Here is an 18227-nt window from a genome sequence, read left to right as displayed (position 1 = left end):
GGGTGGCCGCCATGTTGCAAGTCAGCGTTTATCGTTACAACCCTGATCAGGACGCCGCGCCGTTCATGCAGGAATTCCAGGTCGATACCGGTGGTAAAGACCTGATGGTGCTGGATGTGCTGGCCCTGATCAAAGAGCAGGACGAAGGTTTCTCCTATCGTCGCTCTTGCCGTGAAGGTGTTTGCGGTTCCGACGGCATGAACATCAACGGCAAAAACGGCCTGGCGTGCATCACGCCGCTGTCTGCCGTCGTAAAAGGTAACAAGTTGATCGTTCGTCCTCTGCCAGGTTTGCCGGTTATCCGTGACCTGGTCGTCGATATGAGCATCTTCTACAAGCAATACGAGAAGGTTAAGCCATACCTGCAGAACGACACGCCGGCTCCGGCCATCGAGCGTCTGCAGTCCCCTGAAGAACGTGAAAAGCTGGACGGTCTGTACGAGTGCATCCTGTGCGCTTGCTGCTCGACTTCCTGCCCGTCCTTCTGGTGGAACCCGGACAAGTTCCTGGGTCCAGCTGCTCTGCTGCAAGCGTACCGCTTCCTGGCAGACAGCCGTGACACCAAGACGTCCGAGCGTCTGGCTTCGCTGGATGACCCGTTCAGCGTATTCCGCTGCCGCGGGATCATGAACTGCGTCAACGTATGTCCGAAAGGCCTGAACCCGACTAAGGCCATCGGTCACATCCGTAACATGTTGCTCTCGAGCGGCGTGTGATTCAGCTGCTGTACCCGTAGGACCGCTGTAACCGTAGATGCTACGGCGCAGGCTTCAACCGGCGCCGTAGTTTTAACCTGGGCAGCAGCTTAAAAGGCTGCGGCTCTTATTTTGAAGAAATGAGACAAGCAGGGGCATCCGGGCTGGTACCCGGACTATCAGTGTGATCCTAGTGGCTTGTTTTGGTCGCTGCATTCGGACTTCTGCAAGTTTGCTCGGTGTCGACACCGGTGGTGTTCCCCTAACCGAGGGTGACCAAGCATGCAAGAAAGCGTGATGCAGCGCATGTGGAACAGTGCCTACCTATCCGGTAGTAACGCTGCCTATGTGGAAGAGCTTTACGAGCTCTACCTGCACGACCCTAACGCTGTGCCAGAAGAGTGGCGCACCTACTTCCAGAAGTTGCCTGCTGACGGCAACTCTGCCACCGATGTTTCGCACTCCACAATTCGCGATCATTTCGTCTTGCTGGCAAAGAACCAGCGCCGCGCCCAACCGGTTTCCGCCGGCAGCGTGAGCAGTGAGCACGAGAAGAAGCAAGTTGAAGTGCTGCGATTGATCCAGGCCTACCGTATGCGTGGCCACCAGGCAGCCCAGCTTGACCCGCTGGGACTGTGGCAGCGTCCTGCACCTGCAGACCTGTCGATCAATCATTACGGCTTGACCAATGCCGATCTTGATACGACCTTCCGTGCCGGCGACCTGTTCATCGGCAAAGAGGAAGCGAGCCTACGCGAAATTCACGAAGCGTTGCAGCAGACATATTGCCGCACCATCGGCGCTGAATTCACGCACATCACCGATTCCGAGCAGCGCCAGTGGTTCCAGCAGCGTCTGGAAAGCGTGCGCGGTCGTCCGACGTACTCCGCCGACATCAAGAGCCACCTGCTCGAGCGCGTGACCGCCGGCGAAGGCCTGGAAAAATACCTGGGCACCAAATACCCGGGTACCAAGCGTTTYGGTCTGGAAGGCGGCGAAAGCCTGATTCCGATGCTCGACGAGCTGATCCAGCGTTCCGGATCCTACGGCACCAAGGAAATCGTCATCGGCATGGCCCACCGTGGCCGTCTGAACGTGCTGGTCAACACATTCGGCAAGAACCCGCGCGAGCTGTTCGACGAGTTCGAAGGCAAGAAGAAGGTCGAGCTGGGTTCCGGTGACGTGAAATACCACCAGGGCTTCTCGTCCAACGTGATGACCACCGGCGGTGAGGTTCACCTGGCCATGGCGTTCAACCCGTCCCACCTGGAAATCGTTTCCCCGGTGGTCGAGGGTTCGGTTCGCGCCCGTCAGGATCGTCGCAACGACCCGACCGGTGAGAAGGTTCTGCCGATCTCCATCCACGGTGACGCTGCGTTCGCAGGTCAGGGCGTGGTCATGGAAACCTTCCAGATGTCGCAGACCCGCGGTTTCAAGACCGGCGGTACCGTGCACATCGTGATCAACAACCAGGTCGGTTTCACCATCAGCAACCCGCTGGACTCGCGTTCCACCGAGTACGCCACCGACGTCGCAAAAATGATCCAGGCGCCGATCCTCCATGTGAATGGTGATGATCCGGAAGCCGTATTGTTCGTGACCCAGCTGGCCATCGACTACCGCATGCAGTTCAAGCGTGACGTGGTAATCGACCTGGTCTGCTACCGTCGTCGCGGCCACAACGAGGCCGACGAGCCAAGCGGCACCCAGCCGATCATGTATCAGCAGATCACCAAGCAGCGCACCACCCGTGAGCTGTATGCCGATCGCCTGACCCAGGGCGGTGTGCTGGACGCAGAGCGTGTTCAGGCGAAAGTCGACGAATACCGCAACGCGCTGGACAACGGTCTGCACGTGGTGAAAAGCCTGGTCAAGGAACCGAACAAAGAGTTGTTCGTAGACTGGCGTCCATATCTGGGCCACGCCTGGACCGCGCGTCACGACACTCGCTTCGACCTCAAGACCTTGCAGGAACTGTCCGCCAAGCTGCTGGAAATCCCGGAAGGCTTCGTGGTTCAGCGCCAGGTTGCCAAGATCTACGAAGACCGCCAGAAGATGCAAGCCGGCGGCCTGCCGATCAACTGGGGTTACGCCGAAACCATGGCGTACGCGACCCTGGCGTTCGAAGGTCACCCGATTCGCATGACTGGCCAGGACATCGGTCGCGGTACGTTCTCGCACCGCCATGCTGTCCTGCACAACCAGAAAGACGCGGGCACCTACATCCCGCTGCAGAACCTGTACGACGGTCAGCCGCGTTTCGACCTGTACGACTCGTTCCTGTCCGAAGAAGCGGTATTGGCGTTCGAGTACGGTTACTCGACCACCACGCCGAATGCCCTGGTTATCTGGGAAGCCCAGTTCGGCGACTTCGCCAACGGCGCCCAGGTAGTTATCGACCAGTTCATCACCAGTGGCGAGCACAAGTGGGGCCGTCTGTGCGGTCTGACCATGCTGCTGCCGCATGGTTATGAAGGTCAGGGTCCGGAGCACTCCTCGGCTCGTCTGGAGCGTTACCTGCAGCTGTGCGCCGAGCACAACATTCAGGTGTGCATGCCGACGACGCCGGCTCAGATCTACCACTTGCTGCGCCGTCAGGTGATTCGCCCGCTGCGCAAGCCATTGGTAGTCCTGACTCCGAAGTCGCTGCTGCGCCACAAGCTGGCCATCTCGACGCTGGAAGATCTGGCCGAAGGTTCGTTCCAGACCGTTATCCCGGAAATCGATGCCCATGACCCGAAAAAGGTCGAGCGCGTTGTTCTGTGTAGCGGCAAGGTCTACTACGACCTGCTGGAAAAACGCCGTGCCGAAGGCCGTGACGACATCGCCATCGTGCGTATCGAGCAGCTGTACCCGTTCCCTGAGGACGACTTGAAAGAAGTCCTGGCTCCTTACACCAACGCCAAGCATGCCGTCTGGTGCCAGGAAGAGCCGATGAACCAGGGTGCCTGGTACTGCAGCCAACACCACTTGCGTCGCAGCGTCGGCAACCTCAACAAGTCTCTCGTACTCGAGTACGCGGGCCGTGAGGCTTCTGCTGCACCTGCATGCGGTTACGCATCGATGCACGCCGAGCAGCAGGAACAACTGCTGCAAGACGCCTTTACTGTTTAACGCCTTCGCGCACCTGAAACCGAATTTAAGGAACCACAGATAATGGCTATCGAGATCAAAGCCCCCACTTTCCCGGAATCGGTTGCCGATGGCACCGTTGCCACCTGGCACAAACAACCGGGCGACGCGGTCAAGCGCGACGAACTGATCGTCGACATTGAAACCGACAAAGTCGTACTGGAAGTGTTGGCTACTGCTGACGGCGTGCTGGGCGCTATCGTCAAGAACGAAGGCGACACCGTTCTGTCTGACGAAGTGCTGGGCTCCATCGAAGCTGGCGGCGCTGCTGCCGCTCCAGCCGCTGCCGCTGCTCCGACCGCTGCACAAGCTGCTGCTCCAGCTGCCGAAGGCGAAGACGATCCTGTTGCTGCACCGGCTGCTCGCAAGCTGGCTGAAGAGAACGGCATCAACATCGCTTCCGTTGCCGGCACCGGCAAAGGCGGTCGCGTGACCAAGGAAGACGTGGTTGCAGCCGTTGCTGCCAAGAAAGCTGCTCCGGCTGCCGCGCCTGCCAAGGCTGCTGCACCTGCCGCTGCTGCTCCGGTGTTCGCTGCTGGCGAGCGCATCGAGAAGCGCGTACCGATGACCCGCGTACGTGCCACCGTAGCCAAGCGTCTGGTTGAAGCTCAGTCGAACATGGCGATGCTGACCACTTTCAACGAAGTCGACATGACCGAAGTCATGGCGCTGCGTTCGAAGTACAAGGACCTGTTCGAGAAGTCCCACAACGGCGTACGCCTGGGCTTCATGTCGTTCTTCGTGAAAGCAGCTACTGAAGCGCTGAAACGCTTCCCGGCTGTCAACGCCTCGATCGACGGTGGCGACATTGTTTACCACGGCTACGCTGACGTCGGCGTTGCAGTTTCCAGCGATCGCGGCCTGGTTGTACCGGTTCTGCGTAACGCCGAACTGATGAGCCTGGCTGAAATCGAAGGCGGCATCGCCACCTTCGGCAAGAAAGCCCGCGACGGCAAACTGTCGATGGACGAAATGACCGGTGGTACTTTCACCATCACCAACGGTGGTACTTTCGGTTCGATGATGTCGACCCCGATCGTCAACCCGCCACAAGCCGCCATCCTGGGCATGCACAACATCATCCAGCGTCCTATGGCCATCAACGGTCAGGTCGTTATCCGTCCGATGATGTACCTGGCACTGTCCTACGATCACCGTCTGATCGATGGCAAAGAAGCTGTGACCTTCCTGGTGACCATCAAGAACCTGCTGGAAGATCCGGCTCGTCTGTTGCTGGATATCTGATAGAAGCAGCCATGAGCTGCAAGCTCGAGCTGTCGGAAAACCCGCAGCCTGGCTTGCCGCTCGCGGCTTGAAGCTTTTCGCTAAAGAGGATTTTTTGAATGTCGCAGAAATTTGACGTAGTAGTGATCGGCGCTGGCCCTGGCGGCTATGTGGCTGCCATCAAGGCCGCTCAGCTTGGTCTTTCGACCGCCTGCATCGAGAAGTACACCGACAAGGAAGGCAAACTGGCTCTGGGCGGTACTTGCCTGAACGTCGGCTGCATTCCATCCAAGGCCCTGCTGGACAGCTCGTGGAAATTCCACGAAGCCCAGGACGGTTTCGCGATCCACGGTATCAATCACGCTGGCGTGACCATGGACGTGCCAGCGATGGTCGGCCGTAAAGCCAACATCGTCAAAGGCCTGACCTCCGGCGTTGCGACCCTGTTCAAGGCCAACGGTGTGACCTCGATCCAGGGTCACGGCAAGCTGCTGGCCGGCAAGAAAGTCGAAGTCACCAAGCCTGACGGCTCGGTAGAAATCATCGAAGCCGAAAACGTCATCCTGGCTCCAGGTTCGCGTCCGATCGACATTCCGCCAGCTCCGGTTGACCAGAATGTGATCGTCGACTCGACTGGCGCCCTGGAATTCCAATCCGTTCCCAAGCGTCTGGGCGTGATCGGCGCTGGCGTGATCGGTCTGGAACTGGGTTCGGTCTGGTCGCGTCTGGGTGCAGAAGTGACTGTGCTGGAAGCCCTGGACACCTTCCTGATGGCAGCGGATGCCGCTGTTTCCAAGGAAGCGCTGAAAACCCTGACCAAACAGGGTCTGGACATCAAGCTGGGCGCTCGCGTAACCGGTTCCAAAGTGAACGGCGACGAAGTCGTTGTTAACTACACCGATGCCAAGGGCGAACAGAACATCACTTTCGACAAGCTGATCGTAGCCGTTGGTCGCCGTCCGGTGACCACTGATCTGCTGGCTGCCGACTGCGGCGTGACCCTGGACGAGCGCGGTTTCGTGCACGTTGACGATCACTGCGCCACCACCGTACCGGGCGTCTACGCCATCGGCGACGTGGTTCGCGGCATGATGCTGGCGCACAAGGCCTCGGAAGAGGGCATCATGGTTGTCGAGCGCATCAAGGGCCACAAGGCCCAGATGAACTATGACCTGATCCCTTCGGTTATTTATACTCACCCGGAAATCGCGTGGGTGGGTAAAACCGAGCAGGCCTTGAAAGCTGAAGGCGTTGAAGTTAACGTCGGCACCTTCCCGTTCGCAGCCTCTGGCCGTGCCATGGCTGCCAACGACACCGGTGGTTTCGTCAAGGTCATCGCAGATGCCAAGACAGACCGCGTACTGGGCGTCCACGTGATTGGCCCAAGCGCTGCAGAACTGGTTCAGCAGGGCGCGATCGGTATGGAGTTCGGCACCAGCGCTGAAGACCTGGGCATGATGGTTTTCTCCCATCCGACCCTGTCTGAAGCCTTGCACGAAGCTGCTCTGGCAGTGAATGGCGGCGCCATTCATATCGCCAACCGCAAGAAGCGTTAAGACATAATAAGAAACCACGGCGGTTTGGCCCGTCGTGAGCCTTGCATGCAAGACTCACCGCGGAATATCCGCTGGACGCAGTCTTGCATAGCTGCACCGGGTATCCGGAAAGGCTATGCAAGCAGCAGTCACAGGTGGTGCGGCACTTGAATGAGTGCAGCACCGAATGCGCAGTACCTAACGAAGACGGTAATAAGCATGAATCTTCACGAGTATCAGGGTAAGCAGCTGTTCGCTGAGTACGGCCTGCCAGTTTCCACCGGTTACGCGGTAGACACCCCGGAAGCAGCAGCAGAAGCTTGCGACAAAATCGGCGGCAGCGAGTGGGTTGTCAAAGCCCAGGTCCACGCCGGTGGTCGCGGTAAAGCGGGCGGCGTAAAGCTGGTTCGCAGCAAAGAAGACGCCAAAGCCTTCGCACAGCAGTGGCTGGGCAAGCGTCTGGTGACTTACCAGACTGACGCCAATGGTCAGCCAGTCACCAAGATCCTGGTTGAATCGTGCACTGATATCGCTAAAGAGCTGTACCTGGGCGCTGTCGTTGACCGTTCGAGCCGTCGCATCGTGTTCATGGCTTCCACCGAAGGTGGCGTGGACATCGAGAAAATCGCTCACGACACTCCAGAAAAAATTCTGAAAGCCACTATCGATCCACTGGTTGGCGCTCAGCCATTCCAGGGTCGCGAGCTGGCATTCCAGTTGGGTCTGGAAGGCAAGCAAGTTGCCCAGTTCGCCAAGATCTTCGTAGGTCTGGCCAAACTGTTCAAGGATCACGACCTGGCCCTGCTGGAAGTGAACCCGCTGGTGATCAAGGCTGACGGCGATCTGCACTGCCTGGACGCCAAGATCAACATCGACGCCAACGCCATGTACCGTCAGCCTAAGCTGAAGACTTTCCACGATCCGTCGCAAGACGATCCGCGCGAAGCGCACGCTGCCAAGTTCGAACTGAACTACGTAGCGCTGGAAGGCAACATCGGTTGCATGGTCAACGGTGCTGGCCTGGCCATGGGTACCATGGACATCGTCAACCTGCACGGCGGCAAACCAGCCAACTTCCTCGACGTGGGCGGCGGTGCTACCAAGGAACGCGTTACCGAAGCGTTCAAGATCATCCTGTCCGACACTAATGTCGCTGCAGTACTGGTCAACATCTTCGGCGGCATCGTTCGTTGCGACATGATTGCCGAAGGCATCATCGGCGCTGTGAAAGAAGTCGGCGTGAAAATCCCGGTTGTTGTTCGCCTTGAAGGCAACAACGCTGAGCTGGGCGCTAAAGTACTGGCAGAAAGCGGTTTGAACATCATCGCTGCTACCAGCCTGACCGACGCTGCTCAACAAGTTGTCAAAGCTGCGGAGGGCAAATAATGAGCGTCCTGATCAATAAAGACACCAAAGTTATCTGCCAGGGTATTACCGGTTCGCAAGGTAGTTTCCACACCCAGCAAGCCATCGAATACGGCACCAAGATGGTTGGTGGTGTAACTCCAGGCAAAGGCGGCACCGAGCACCTTGGCCTGCCAGTGTTCAACACCGTGAAAGACGCTGTAGCTGCCACTGGCGCCACCGCCAGCGTGATCTACGTTCCGGCTCCTTTCTGCAAGGACTCGATCCTGGAAGCTGCCTTCGGCGGCATCAAGCTGATCGTGTGCATCACCGAAGGCATTCCTACCCTGGACATGCTGGACGCTAAAGTTAAGTGCGACGAGCTGGGCGTAGTCCTGATCGGCCCTAACTGCCCAGGCGTGATCACTCCAGGCGAATGCAAGATCGGCATCATGCCAGGTCACATTCACTTGCCAGGCAAGGTCGGAATCGTTTCCCGTTCCGGCACCCTGACCTACGAAGCTGTGAAGCAGACTACTGACGCCGGTTTCGGTCAGTCGACTTGCGTCGGCATCGGTGGTGACCCGATCCCGGGTTCGAACTTCATCGACATCCTGAAGCTGTTCCAGGAAGACCCGAAGACCGAAGCGATCGTGATGATCGGTGAGATCGGCGGTTCGGCTGAAGAAGAAGCGGCTGCCTACATCAAGGCACACGTGACCAAGCCGGTTGTTTCCTACATCGCTGGTGTGACTGCTCCTCCGGGCAAGCGCATGGGCCATGCTGGCGCAATCATCTCTGGCGGCAAAGGCACTGCAGACGAGAAATTCGCTGCTCTGCAAGACGCAGGCGTTAAAACCGTGCGTTCGCTGGCAGACATCGGCAAGGCCCTGGCCGAGCTGACCGGTTGGGCTGTCAAATAAGCCTCGCGCTTAGCTGACGCTTCACCTAACAAAGGCCACCTTCGGGTGGCCTTTGTCGTTTTTGGCATTTGTGTTGGCTGTGCTGGCCCCTTCGCGGGCAAGCCCGCGAAGGCGGACTTATAGACGACAACCATTTATATGCAAAAACGCGACACGAAAATGTCGTAGATCGGAATGTTCGCCCTCTAACAGTGCGTTTCTGGTCCAAATTCGTTAGGCTACTCGCCATTTTTGCGTCCGCGGCCCACAAGGCAGCAACGCGCTAAAAGGGTCGGTCTTATACGGACTGACAGCATTTCCCTCACCCATAGGGAAATCCCTCTCTAAATTCCGATTCAGTAGTGTGGTATTTCCTTAATGAAAGTGTTGAAAGGCCAGGACATCCTGGCACTTGGTTTTATGACGTTCGCCCTGTTCGTCGGGGCTGGCAACATCATCTTCCCGCCTATCGTCGGTTTGCAGTCCGGGCCTAATGTCTGGATGGCGGCGCTGGGCTTCCTGGTCACCGCGGTCGGTCTGCCGGTGATCACCGTTGTGGCGCTGGCCAAGGTCGGCGGTGCAATGGATGCCTTGAGCAGCCCGATCGGTAAAGTGGCCGGTGGCCTGTTGGCGGCGGCGTGCTACCTCGCTGTTGGTCCGCTGTTCGCGACGCCACGTACCGCGACTGTATCCTTCGAAGTGGGCTTGGCGCCGCTGACCGGCGAGAGCCCGTTGGCGCTGTTCCTCTACAGTTCGGTGTACTTCCTGCTGGTGTTTTTCATCTCGCTGTATCCGGGCCGTTTGCTGGATACCGTAGGGCGCTTCCTCGCACCACTGAAGATCATCGCCCTGGCCGTGCTGGGCATTGCAGCATTCGCCTTGCCGGCCGGTGACATTGGACAAGCCACGCCTGAATACGTAGCGGCGCCGTTTTCCCAAGGTTTCATCAATGGTTACCTGACCATGGATACCCTGGGCGCCCTGGTGTTCGGCATCGTCATCGTCAACGCCATCCGTTCCCGCGGCGTCGAGTCGCCGGCACTGATCACTCGCTATGCGATTATCGCCGGCCTGATCGCCGGTGTCGGCTTGGCGCTGGTGTATGTCAGTCTGTTCCGCCTTGGTTCGGGCAGCCATGAAGTGGCCGCCGGCGCTACCAATGGCGCGGCGGTGTTGCACGCTTACGTGCAGCACACCTTCGGTTCGTTGGGCAGTGGTTTCCTGGCGGTGCTGATCTCGTTGGCCTGCCTGGTGACCGCGGTCGGCCTGACCTGTGCTTGCGCCGAGTACTTCAGCCGGGTGGTGCCGCTGTCTTACAAGACACTGGTGATCATCCTGGCTGCGTTCTCCCTGCTGGTGTCCAACCTGGGCCTGACCAAGCTGATTGCGTTCTCGATCCCGGTGCTCACCGCGATCTACCCGCCGTGCATCGTCCTGGTGGCGTTGAGCTTCTGCAAGGACTTCTGGCATGAGCAGGGTCGTATCCTCGGCCCGGTCATGCTGGTGTCGTTCATCTTCGGCCTGATCGACGCCCTCAAGGGGGCCGGTCTGGCGGACTGGATGCCGACGCAAATGGCGCACCTGCCGCTGAGCGAGCAGGGCCTGGCCTGGCTGGTGCCGTCGGTGATGACGCTGGCCGTCGCAGTCGTCTGTGATCGTCTGCTGGGCAAGCGCGCCGAAGCCTTGGCTTAAGTCGCTTCACGGCCCGCCACAAGCGGGTCTTGAGCAGAAACAGAAATGCCCCGTATCAATCGATACGGGGCATTTTTTTTGTGAGGGGTGCGGTGTCTTTTTCGTTGAGCTAACGTCGAAGCACTGCAACATCCTTTGTGGGAGCGAGCTTGCTCGCGATTGCGGCGGGTCAGTCGACAAACACGTTGAATGCAATGCCGCTATCGCGAGCAAGCTCGCTCCCACAGGGTCTGTGTAATCCGCATTTACGTCACAAGGACCTGCATGTCGTTCATCCAAGCCAACCTGATCCACATTCTTGCCGCGCTCTGGTTTGTTATCTGCTGGGGCGGGTACACCCGCTATGCCACATGGAAAGGCCGTGATACCGCGTGCCTGGCCAGTGTGCTGCACCTGTATCGCGAGGATTGGATGCGCCGCATGCTGCTGCGCGACAACCGTATCGCCGATGCCAGCGTGATTGGCAATCTGGAGCGTAATGCTTCGTTCTTCGCCTCCAGTACGTTGATTATCCTGGCCGGTATTCTCACGGTGTTGGGTGCTTCGGAGCGGGCGGTATCGCTGCTGGCGGATATCCCGATGGTGCAACAGGCGTCCCAGGGCATGTCGGAAATCAAGTTGCTGTGCCTGGCGCTGGTGTTTGTCTATGCGTTCTTCACGTTCAGTTGGTGTATGCGCCAGTACAACTTCGCCGCCATTCTGGTCGGCTCGGCGCCGATGGTCGGTGAACGCCATGTGTCCGAGCAGGAACGCAAAGCCTTCGCTGCCCGAGCGGCCCGTGTCATCTCCATGGCCGCCAACCAGTTCAACTTTGGCCTGCGCTCTTATTACTTCGGCATGACCATGCTGGCCTGGTTCGTCAGCCCATGGCTGTTCATGTTGATGAGCGCCGGTGTGGTGTTCGTATTGTATCGCCGCGAGTTTCACTCCGACGTTCTCGACGTGATGGTCTATACCCCAACAGAGGCGCCATTGGCCGAGGTGAGTAAAGAGGCAGCCTGAGCGGGTGCCCGCGCGCTGGCTATCCAGTGTGTTACTGGAAGGGTCTGGCTCGGCAGCGCAGTCTGGTTTGGCTGGTGGGATTAATCTGTTCTTTGTTGTTGATGATTAGTCCGATTTTTCGAGTCGTTTTTGCTCTAACAATGATCAGGCAAAAAATGCAGACAAAAGAAAACCCGCACTTGGCGGGTTTTCTTTTGTCACGCTAAAAACCGGATTAGTTCTTAGGCGCTTCCGGAGCGGTCGGAGCAGCCGGGGCGGCCGGAGCAGCCTGATCTTTGGCGGCTTCGGCGTTTTCTTTCGCCGCGTCGTTCACTTTATCCTGAGCTTCGTTCATTTTTTGCTGGGCTTGCTCAGCTTGTTGGTTAGCATCTTGAGCTTTGTCCTCGGATTTTTTATCGCAGGCAGCGAGACCGAGGGAAGCGGTCAACATCAAGGCAATAGCTAAAGTCTTACGCATGGGGTGTTTCTCCTGATGAAAAGCATCTACTGGCATTAAGAGCCTACGCATCAGGGTTAAGTTCCTTAATTCTTTCAGATATATAAGTTTGTTCTAGTGCGGAACTTTTACCCCGACCGCCACCGCACTGTACGGACATTAACAAGAGTTTTTATCACATGGCTGAAAATCCCGTTTTTGAGCGTGCGATGCGCTTTCTGTCGGCGCTGCGACATTGTCAGGTACTTGGACTAAGCGTTCACAGCGCCAGCAGCGAAGGGCTGACGATTGTGCTGCCGTACAGCCCGCAGATCGTCGGCAATCCCGAAACCGGGGTGATTCATGGCGGGGCGCTGACCTCGCTGATGGACACGGCCTGTGGCATGGCGACGCTCTGCGTACTCCCGGAATTCGAAGTCTGCCCGACCCTCGACCTGCGTATCGACTATATGCACGCCGCCGAGCCACATAAAGATGTCTACGGCTTTGCCCAGTGCTATCGGGTCACCACCGACGTGATTTTTGCCCGTGGCTTCGCCTATCAGGATGACCCCGGGCAGCCCATTGCCCATGTGATGGGCACTTTCATGCGCATGGGCAAGGGCATGAAAGGCACCAAGGGCTTTGGTGGCGCGGTTGCCGGAGGTGCGCAATGAGCGAGTCGCTGAAGGACCAATTGCAAAAGGCCCACGAGCAGGGCGATTACGCCTCGCTGCTGGATTTGATTCCCTATGCCCGACTGATCGGCGTCGAATGTTCACGGGTGGGAGATGAGTTGCTGTTCAAATTGCCAGCGAACAAGGACAACATTGGTAACCCTTTGTTGCCGGCAATTCATGGCGGCGTGATCGCCGGTTTCATGGAGTTGGCCGCGGCGCTGCACCTGTTGGTGTTTACCGGGTCGCCCGGGGTGCCGAAGATCATCGACTTCTCCCTTGATTACCTGCGAGCCGGGCAGTTTCGCGATACCTGGGCCCGATGCCAGGTTTGCCGCCAGGGTCGCCGGGTCGCCAACGTGGCGATTACCGCCTGGCAAAGCACTGAAGCCGAACCCATTGCCACGGCCCGCGCACATTTCAAACTCGAAGAGCCCTTGAAATCCTGAACTCAGCCCCCAACTCTGATGACAACCCGCCGCCGACCGCTCAAGGTCGCGGCCAATGCCATCTGATTGGAGTTTGATGACCATGAGTGTGGAAACTCAAAAGGAAACCCTGGGCTTCCAGACCGAGGTGAAGCAGCTGCTGCATCTCATGATCCATTCGCTGTATTCCAACAAGGAAATTTTCCTTCGCGAATTGATCTCGAACGCCTCTGACGCTGTCGACAAATTACGTTTCGAAGCCCTGGCCAAGCCAGAGCTGCTGGAAGGTGGCGCCGAACTGAAAATCCGTGTGAGCTTCGACAAGGACGCTAAAACCGTCACCCTCGAAGACAACGGTATCGGCATGAGCCGCGAAGACGCGATCACCCACCTGGGTACCATCGCCAAGTCCGGCACCGCCGATTTCATGAAGCATCTGACCGGCGACCAGAAGAAAGACTCGCACCTGATCGGCCAGTTCGGTGTCGGTTTCTACTCCGCATTCATCGTCGCTGACAAAGTCGATGTGTTCAGTCGTCGTGCCGGCAGCGCTGCCAGCGAAGGCGTGCACTGGTCGTCCAAGGGCGAAGGTGACTTCGAAGTTGCGACCATCGACAAAGCTGAGCGCGGCACTCGCATCGTCCTGCACCTGAAATCCGGTGAAGACGAGTTTGCAGACGGCTGGCGCCTGCGCAACATCATCAAGAAGTACTCCGACCACATCGCCTTGCCTATCGAGTTGCCGAAAGAAGTGGCAGCCGCCGAAGGCGAAGAGAAACCGGCCGTTGAGTGGGAAACCGTCAACCGCGCCAGCGCCCTGTGGACCCGTCCGCGTACCGAGATCAAGGACGAGGAATACCAGGAGTTCTACAAACACATCGCTCACGATTTCGAAAACCCGCTGAGCTGGAGTCACAACAAGGTCGAAGGCAAGCTCGAATACAGCTCGCTGCTGTACGTGCCGAGCCGTGCGCCGTTCGATCTGTACCAGCGTGAAGCGCCGAAAGGCCTGAAGCTGTACGTGCAGCGCGTGTTCGTCATGGATCAGGCCGAATCCTTCCTGCCACTGTACCTGCGCTTCATCAAAGGCGTGGTCGATTCCAACGACCTGTCGCTGAACGTGTCGCGGGAAATCCTGCAGAAAGACCCGATCATCGACTCCATGAAGTCGGCGCTGACCAAGCGCGTGCTCGACATGCTGGAAAAACTGGCGAAGAACGAGCCAGAGCAATACAAAGGCTTCTGGAAAAACTTCGGTCAGGTCATGAAAGAAGGCCCGGCAGAAGATTTCGCCAACAAGGAAAAAATCGCCGGTCTGCTGCGTTTCGCGTCGACCAATGGCGACGATGGCGAACAGGTTGTCGGCCTGGCCGAGTACCTGGCGCGCGCCAAGGAAGGTCAGGACAAGATCTACTACCTGACCGGCGAAACCTACGCGCAAGTCAAAAACAGCCCGCACCTGGAAGTCTTCCGCAAGAAAGGCATCGAAGTGCTGCTGTTGACCGACCGCATCGACGAGTGGCTGATGAGCTACCTCAGCGACTTCGACAGCAAGAGCTTTGTCGACGTGGCACGCGGTGACCTGGACCTGGGCAACCTGGACTCGGAAGAGGACAAGAAAGCCGCGGAAGAAGTCGCCAAGGCCAAAGAAGGTCTGGTCGAGCGTCTGAAGACTGCCTTGGGTGAATCCGTTGCGGAAGTGCGGGTGTCCCATCGCCTGACCGATTCGCCGGCTATCCTGGCCATCGGCGAGCAGGACCTGGGCTTGCAGATGCGCCAGATCCTGGAAGCCAGCGGCCAGAAGGTTCCGGATTCGAAGCCGATCTTCGAATTCAACCCGGCTCACCCGCTGATCGAGAAGCTCGACAACGAGCAGAGCGACGAGCGCTTCGGCGACCTGTCGCACATCCTCTTCGATCAGGCGGCCCTGGCGGCCGGCGACAGCTTGAAAGACCCGGCGGCCTATGTGCGCCGTCTGAACAAGCTGTTGGTCGAGCTATCGGCCTGACTGTGTTGTAGAAAAACCCGCTTCGGCGGGTTTTTTCATTCTGGTGTTCAATAATCAGGAGTCAGAAATGAGCCAAATCACTGTACGTTCCGTTGCCTATCAGATTGATGGCCAGGCTTACGAAAGCCGTTTGGCGTTCGATGCCGACCATAAAGGCCCGCGCCCGGGTTTGTTGATGGCGCCGAACTGGATGGGTGTCAGCGCCGGTGCCGAAGAGATCGCCAGGTCGGTGGCGTCCCAGGGTTATGTGGTGTTGATCGCAGACCTTTACGGTCAATCGGTTCGTCCGACGAACAATGACGAGGCCGGCGCGGCAATGATGCCGTTGAAGAATGACCGCCCGTTGCTGCGCAAGCGCATGCAGGTGGCGTTCGAACAGCTGCAAAGCCAGGGTGAAGTGGCTGTCGATACTTCGAAACTGGCCACTTTCGGTTTCTGCTTCGGCGGTTGCTGCGCCCTGGAGTTCACCCGTACCGGCGCGCCGGTGAAGGCCGCGGTGTCGTTCCACGGCACGTTGGACACACCGAATCCGGCCGATGCGAAAAACATCAAGGGTAAGGTGCTGGTACTGCACGGCGCTTCCGATCCATTGGTGCCGAAAGAGCAGTTGCCGGCGTTCGAAGACGAAATGAACGCGGCGGGTGTGGACTGGCAGTTGCTGAGCTACGGCGGTGCGTTCCACTCGTTCACCGACCCGCACGCCAACGTGCCGGGTATGATGATGTATGACGCCAAGGTGGCTGCCCGGGCCTTCACGTCGATGCATAACTTGCTGGATGAAGTGTTCAAAGGCTGATAGCTGTTTTCAGCCAGGATTCGGTCGGTGTCTTCGCCGGCCTCATCGTCGGAGCGCCGCCCGGAGCAAGCTCGCTCCCACAGGGGAAATGTGTCGTGTGCAATTCCTGTGACCGACGCGGTCAACTGTGGGAGCGAGCTTGCTCGCGATGGCGGCATAACTGGCGCTGAAAGTTTCAGGGCAATTCGATCCGCTCAACTTCCCCCGGCACCGTCGGCCAATCCCCAGCCGCCCAACGCCGGCGTGCCTCATCGATAGCAGCCGGATCGCTCGCGACAAAATTCCAGTTGATCCGCCGTGGCCCGTCCAGCGGTGCGCCGCCAAACAACACGGCGTGACTGTCGCTCTCAGCAAACAGGGTCATCTCTTCCCCTGCAGGCAATACCACCAGCGAGTACGGCTCTATCGGCTCGCCATCCAGTTGCACTTCGCCGCTCAACACATACAGCGCGCGTTCTTCATGCTCGGTGGGAATCAGCAATGTCGTCGCTGTTTGCAGGTGCAGTTCCGCGTACAGCGTAGGAGAAAGCACCGGCACGGGTGATTCCAGGCAAAAGCCCGCCCCGGCAATCATGCGAATCTTCACCCCCAGGTTTTCGCTGACCGGTAAAGTGGACGCCGGATGGTGGCTGTAATGCCCCGGACCTTGTTCCTTGTCCTTGGGTGAAGCCAGCCAGATCTGCAAGCCGTGCATCGTGAAACCACTCTCTTTCAGGGCCTCAGGCGTGCGTTCGACGTGGGCGATGGCGCTGCCGGCCGTCATCCAGCTGACATCGCCGGTCCCAACCACTTGATCGGAACCGAGGCTGTCCTTGTGCTGGATCTGCCCCTGGAACAAGTAGGTGAGGGTGGACAGGCCAATGTGCGGATGCTGGCGGATATTCATGCCTTTACCCGGAGGATAACGGGTTTCCAGCATGTGATCGAAAAACACGAATGGCCCGACACTGCGGCACTTGGCGGATGGTAGTGGACGCAGAATCGGCTGACCTTCGACATCTTCGGTGCGGGGGCGGATCACGAGCGGAGTGTTCATGGTGCGTTCCAGGCTGAGCGGGTGATGCGTTCGAGCATAACCCGCTTGCGCAGCCCTTGCCGCTATTGGCTGAACGCGCCTTCGGACAAATGCGTTTCGATGCTGACTTCATATGTGGTCATCAGCTTGTGGATCGGGCAGCGATCGGCCACGCGGTGCAGTTCATCGCGCTGGGCGTCGCTGAGTGCGCCCTTGAGGGTCAGTTTGACGTGCAGCGCGTATTGGCCTTTCTGTTCCAGGCTATTGTCGCGCTTAACCTCCACGCCGACACCGGTCAAAGGGATGTCTTTCTTCCTGGCATACAGCTTCAGGGTCAGGGCCTTGCAGGCGCCTAGCGCGGCATCGAAATAATCGTGCGGCTCCGGCGCCGAGCCTTCTCCGCCGGCCGTGACGGGCACGTCGGCGAAGAGCTCATGATCATCGATTTGTACACTGTGGCGAAAACCTTCGGCGGAGACGGTATTGACGGTAACAGTCATGGCAAACCTCGCAGGCGACAGGAAAACTCATTCGATCAAAAAAGACCTTGAAGGTATAGAGCCATCGCGCTTGTCGGGTGTTCCAATTTTCGGGCCCACAAAAAAGCCCCGCAATGGCGGGGCTTCATGGTATCGATCCGGATCAGCTGCCTTTGACTTCCTTGCCGTTGACCGTGCCGTTCAGGAGCATGATGTTGTACTCCTTGCCGTCAGTTTCGACTTGTTGCAGGCGGACCAGCAGGTAATCCCAGTCCTTGGCGAACCACATCACGGTAATGCGTTTGTTCTGTGTTGGGTCGCGTACACGTTCAACCTTGATTGCATCGATCTTGCCGGCCTTGGTGTCGACCTTTTCCGAGCCCAGCACGCGGAAGTCATAGGTGTCGACATCACTGCCATCGACCACCTGATAACTCATGCTTTTCTTGCCAGCGGCAACGTCGTTCTGCAAGGCCAGTTGGTAGGTGGATTTGTCGACCATGCCACGGTTCAGCGGAACCTTGACCGGATCACCGCGATCGGTGCCGGTGATCATCTTGGAGTTCCAGTCGAAATCCAGATCCGATTTCTTGGCCTTGCCCAAACCGCCACGTTCAAAGTGGTACGACTCTGGAAGAAGCGTGTCCTTGTCCAGGGTCAGGGTGCTTTCCTCGGACAGGCTGGCGATCATCATCGAGGCCTTGAAACTCAGTTTCCATTTGCCGTCGCTGGTTTTTTCGAGGCTGCGCTCGGCAGTGCCGCTCATGGGCAGCTGTTTCCAGTCGGCGGTGTAGCTGGCGGAGAAGGGTTGAAGTTCTACCGCCTGGGCGAAGGGCAAGGCGAGCAGAGCGCAAGCGAAGAGCAGGGCGCGACGCATAAAATC

General features: G+C 58.3%; 16 protein-coding genes and 1 pseudogene. 13 read left to right on the top strand and 4 right to left on the bottom strand.

From position 1 onward, the window contains the following. Positions 1-11: 11 nt before the first annotated feature. From AC1D1M_RS11490 to AC1D1M_RS11450, 9 genes and pseudogenes are all read left to right on the top strand, one after another. Positions 12-716, top strand: coding sequence for a succinate dehydrogenase iron-sulfur subunit (locus AC1D1M_RS11490; protein ID WP_003223007.1), 705 nt, complete (start codon positions 12-14; stop codon positions 714-716). Positions 717-977: 261 nt separating this feature from the next. Further along, positions 978-3809, top strand: coding sequence for a 2-oxoglutarate dehydrogenase E1 component (locus AC1D1M_RS11485; RefSeq protein WP_477775723.1), 2832 nt, complete (start codon positions 978-980; stop codon positions 3807-3809). A 42-nt stretch (positions 3810-3851) separates the two neighbouring features. Beyond that, positions 3852-5072: a 2-oxoglutarate dehydrogenase complex dihydrolipoyllysine-residue succinyltransferase gene (gene odhB / locus AC1D1M_RS11480; RefSeq protein ID WP_477775722.1), complete on the top strand. Its 1221-nt coding sequence runs from the start codon at positions 3852-3854 to the stop codon at positions 5070-5072. Positions 5073-5170: 98 nt separating this feature from the next. Continuing rightward, positions 5171-6607, top strand: a complete 1437-nt coding sequence (gene lpdA, locus AC1D1M_RS11475; protein WP_053156817.1) for a dihydrolipoyl dehydrogenase — start codon at positions 5171-5173, stop codon at positions 6605-6607. 198 nt (positions 6608-6805) lie between these two features. Next, positions 6806-7972 (top strand): ADP-forming succinate--CoA ligase subunit beta, encoded by a 1167-nt coding sequence (sucC, locus tag AC1D1M_RS11470; RefSeq protein ID WP_007919879.1) that lies wholly within the window; start codon positions 6806-6808, stop codon positions 7970-7972. Next, positions 7972-8853 carry a succinate--CoA ligase subunit alpha gene (gene sucD / locus AC1D1M_RS11465; RefSeq protein WP_007919877.1) on the top strand — a complete coding sequence of 294 codons (882 nt, stop codon included), beginning with the start codon at positions 7972-7974 and terminating at the stop codon, positions 8851-8853. Before sucC ends, sucD begins: the two co-directional genes overlap by 1 nt. Positions 8854-9210: 357 nt before the next feature. Continuing rightward, the gene (gene brnQ / locus AC1D1M_RS11460) at positions 9211-10524 is read left to right on the top strand and encodes a branched-chain amino acid transport system II carrier protein (RefSeq protein WP_477775721.1); all 1314 of its coding nucleotides are present in this window, start codon (positions 9211-9213) and stop codon (positions 10522-10524) included. Between the two features lie 264 nt (positions 10525-10788). Then, positions 10789-11526 (top strand): DUF599 domain-containing protein, encoded by a 738-nt coding sequence (locus AC1D1M_RS11455; protein ID WP_477775720.1) that lies wholly within the window; start codon positions 10789-10791, stop codon positions 11524-11526. A 20-nt stretch (positions 11527-11546) separates the two neighbouring features. After that, a pseudogene (locus AC1D1M_RS11450) lies at positions 11547-11654 on the top strand (MAPEG family protein); the annotation flags it as partial. Between the two features lie 86 nt (positions 11655-11740). Here the strand turns inward: AC1D1M_RS11450 and AC1D1M_RS11445 are convergent. Further along, entirely contained in the window at positions 11741-11983 is a 243-nt protein-coding gene (locus AC1D1M_RS11445) for a hypothetical protein (RefSeq protein WP_477775719.1), read from the bottom strand. A 158-nt stretch (positions 11984-12141) separates the two neighbouring features. On the opposite strand from AC1D1M_RS11445, the gene AC1D1M_RS11440 reads away from it, so the two are divergent. From AC1D1M_RS11440 to AC1D1M_RS11425, 4 genes are all read left to right on the top strand, one after another. After that, positions 12142-12618 (top strand): PaaI family thioesterase, encoded by a 477-nt coding sequence (locus AC1D1M_RS11440; RefSeq protein WP_477775718.1) that lies wholly within the window; start codon positions 12142-12144, stop codon positions 12616-12618. After that, positions 12615-13067: a PaaI family thioesterase gene (locus tag AC1D1M_RS11435; protein WP_477775717.1), complete on the top strand. Its 453-nt coding sequence runs from the start codon at positions 12615-12617 to the stop codon at positions 13065-13067. The genes AC1D1M_RS11440 and AC1D1M_RS11435 overlap by 4 nt, the downstream gene beginning before the upstream one ends. 82 nt (positions 13068-13149) lie before the next feature. Beyond that, on the top strand, positions 13150-15054 hold the full coding sequence (htpG, locus tag AC1D1M_RS11430) for a molecular chaperone HtpG (protein ID WP_477775716.1): 1905 nt from the start codon (positions 13150-13152) through the stop codon (positions 15052-15054). Positions 15055-15121: 67 nt separating this feature from the next. Further along, entirely contained in the window at positions 15122-15850 is a 729-nt protein-coding gene (locus AC1D1M_RS11425) for a dienelactone hydrolase family protein (protein ID WP_477775715.1), read from the top strand. Positions 15851-16025: 175 nt separating this feature from the next. On the opposite strand, the gene AC1D1M_RS11420 is transcribed toward AC1D1M_RS11425, so the two are convergent. From AC1D1M_RS11420 to AC1D1M_RS11410, 3 genes are all read right to left on the bottom strand, one after another. Further along, a complete protein-coding gene (locus AC1D1M_RS11420; RefSeq protein WP_477775714.1) occupies positions 16026-16886 on the bottom strand; it encodes a pirin family protein in 861 nt (286 codons plus the stop codon). A gap of 62 nt (positions 16887-16948) precedes the next feature. Next, the gene (locus AC1D1M_RS11415) at positions 16949-17365 is read right to left on the bottom strand and encodes an OsmC family protein (protein ID WP_477775713.1); all 417 of its coding nucleotides are present in this window, start codon (positions 17363-17365) and stop codon (positions 16949-16951) included. A gap of 142 nt (positions 17366-17507) precedes the next feature. After that, positions 17508-18221, bottom strand: a complete 714-nt coding sequence (locus AC1D1M_RS11410; protein WP_477775712.1) for a DUF3108 domain-containing protein — start codon at positions 18219-18221, stop codon at positions 17508-17510. Positions 18222-18227 lie beyond the last annotated feature (6 nt).

Source organism: Pseudomonas sp. P1_F7 (genome assembly GCF_056405655.1).
Note: the sequence above shows the minus strand (reverse complement) of the source record. Positions and strands in the feature narration are given on the sequence as shown.

Excerpts from the sequence above, each read along its gene's own strand:
- AC1D1M_RS11490 (WP_003223007.1), top strand. The coding sequence starts at position 12 with ATGTTGCAAGTCAGCGTTTATCGTTACAACCCTGATCAGGACGCCGCG.
- odhB (WP_477775722.1), top strand. The coding sequence starts at position 3,852 with ATGGCTATCGAGATCAAAGCCCCCACTTTCCCGGAATCGGTTGCCGAT.
- lpdA (WP_053156817.1), top strand. The coding sequence starts at position 5,171 with ATGTCGCAGAAATTTGACGTAGTAGTGATCGGCGCTGGCCCTGGCGGC.
- sucC (WP_007919879.1), top strand. The coding sequence starts at position 6,806 with ATGAATCTTCACGAGTATCAGGGTAAGCAGCTGTTCGCTGAGTACGGC.
- sucD (WP_007919877.1), top strand. The coding sequence starts at position 7,972 with ATGAGCGTCCTGATCAATAAAGACACCAAAGTTATCTGCCAGGGTATT.
- brnQ (WP_477775721.1), top strand. The coding sequence starts at position 9,211 with ATGAAAGTGTTGAAAGGCCAGGACATCCTGGCACTTGGTTTTATGACG.
- AC1D1M_RS11455 (WP_477775720.1), top strand. The coding sequence starts at position 10,789 with ATGTCGTTCATCCAAGCCAACCTGATCCACATTCTTGCCGCGCTCTGG.
- AC1D1M_RS11445 (WP_477775719.1), bottom strand. The coding sequence starts at position 11,983 with ATGCGTAAGACTTTAGCTATTGCCTTGATGTTGACCGCTTCCCTCGGT.
- AC1D1M_RS11440 (WP_477775718.1), top strand. The coding sequence starts at position 12,142 with ATGGCTGAAAATCCCGTTTTTGAGCGTGCGATGCGCTTTCTGTCGGCG.
- AC1D1M_RS11435 (WP_477775717.1), top strand. The coding sequence starts at position 12,615 with ATGAGCGAGTCGCTGAAGGACCAATTGCAAAAGGCCCACGAGCAGGGC.
- htpG (WP_477775716.1), top strand. The coding sequence starts at position 13,150 with ATGAGTGTGGAAACTCAAAAGGAAACCCTGGGCTTCCAGACCGAGGTG.
- AC1D1M_RS11425 (WP_477775715.1), top strand. The coding sequence starts at position 15,122 with ATGAGCCAAATCACTGTACGTTCCGTTGCCTATCAGATTGATGGCCAG.
- AC1D1M_RS11420 (WP_477775714.1), bottom strand. The coding sequence starts at position 16,886 with ATGAACACTCCGCTCGTGATCCGCCCCCGCACCGAAGATGTCGAAGGT.
- AC1D1M_RS11415 (WP_477775713.1), bottom strand. The coding sequence starts at position 17,365 with ATGACTGTTACCGTCAATACCGTCTCCGCCGAAGGTTTTCGCCACAGT.
- AC1D1M_RS11410 (WP_477775712.1), bottom strand. The coding sequence starts at position 18,221 with ATGCGTCGCGCCCTGCTCTTCGCTTGCGCTCTGCTCGCCTTGCCCTTC.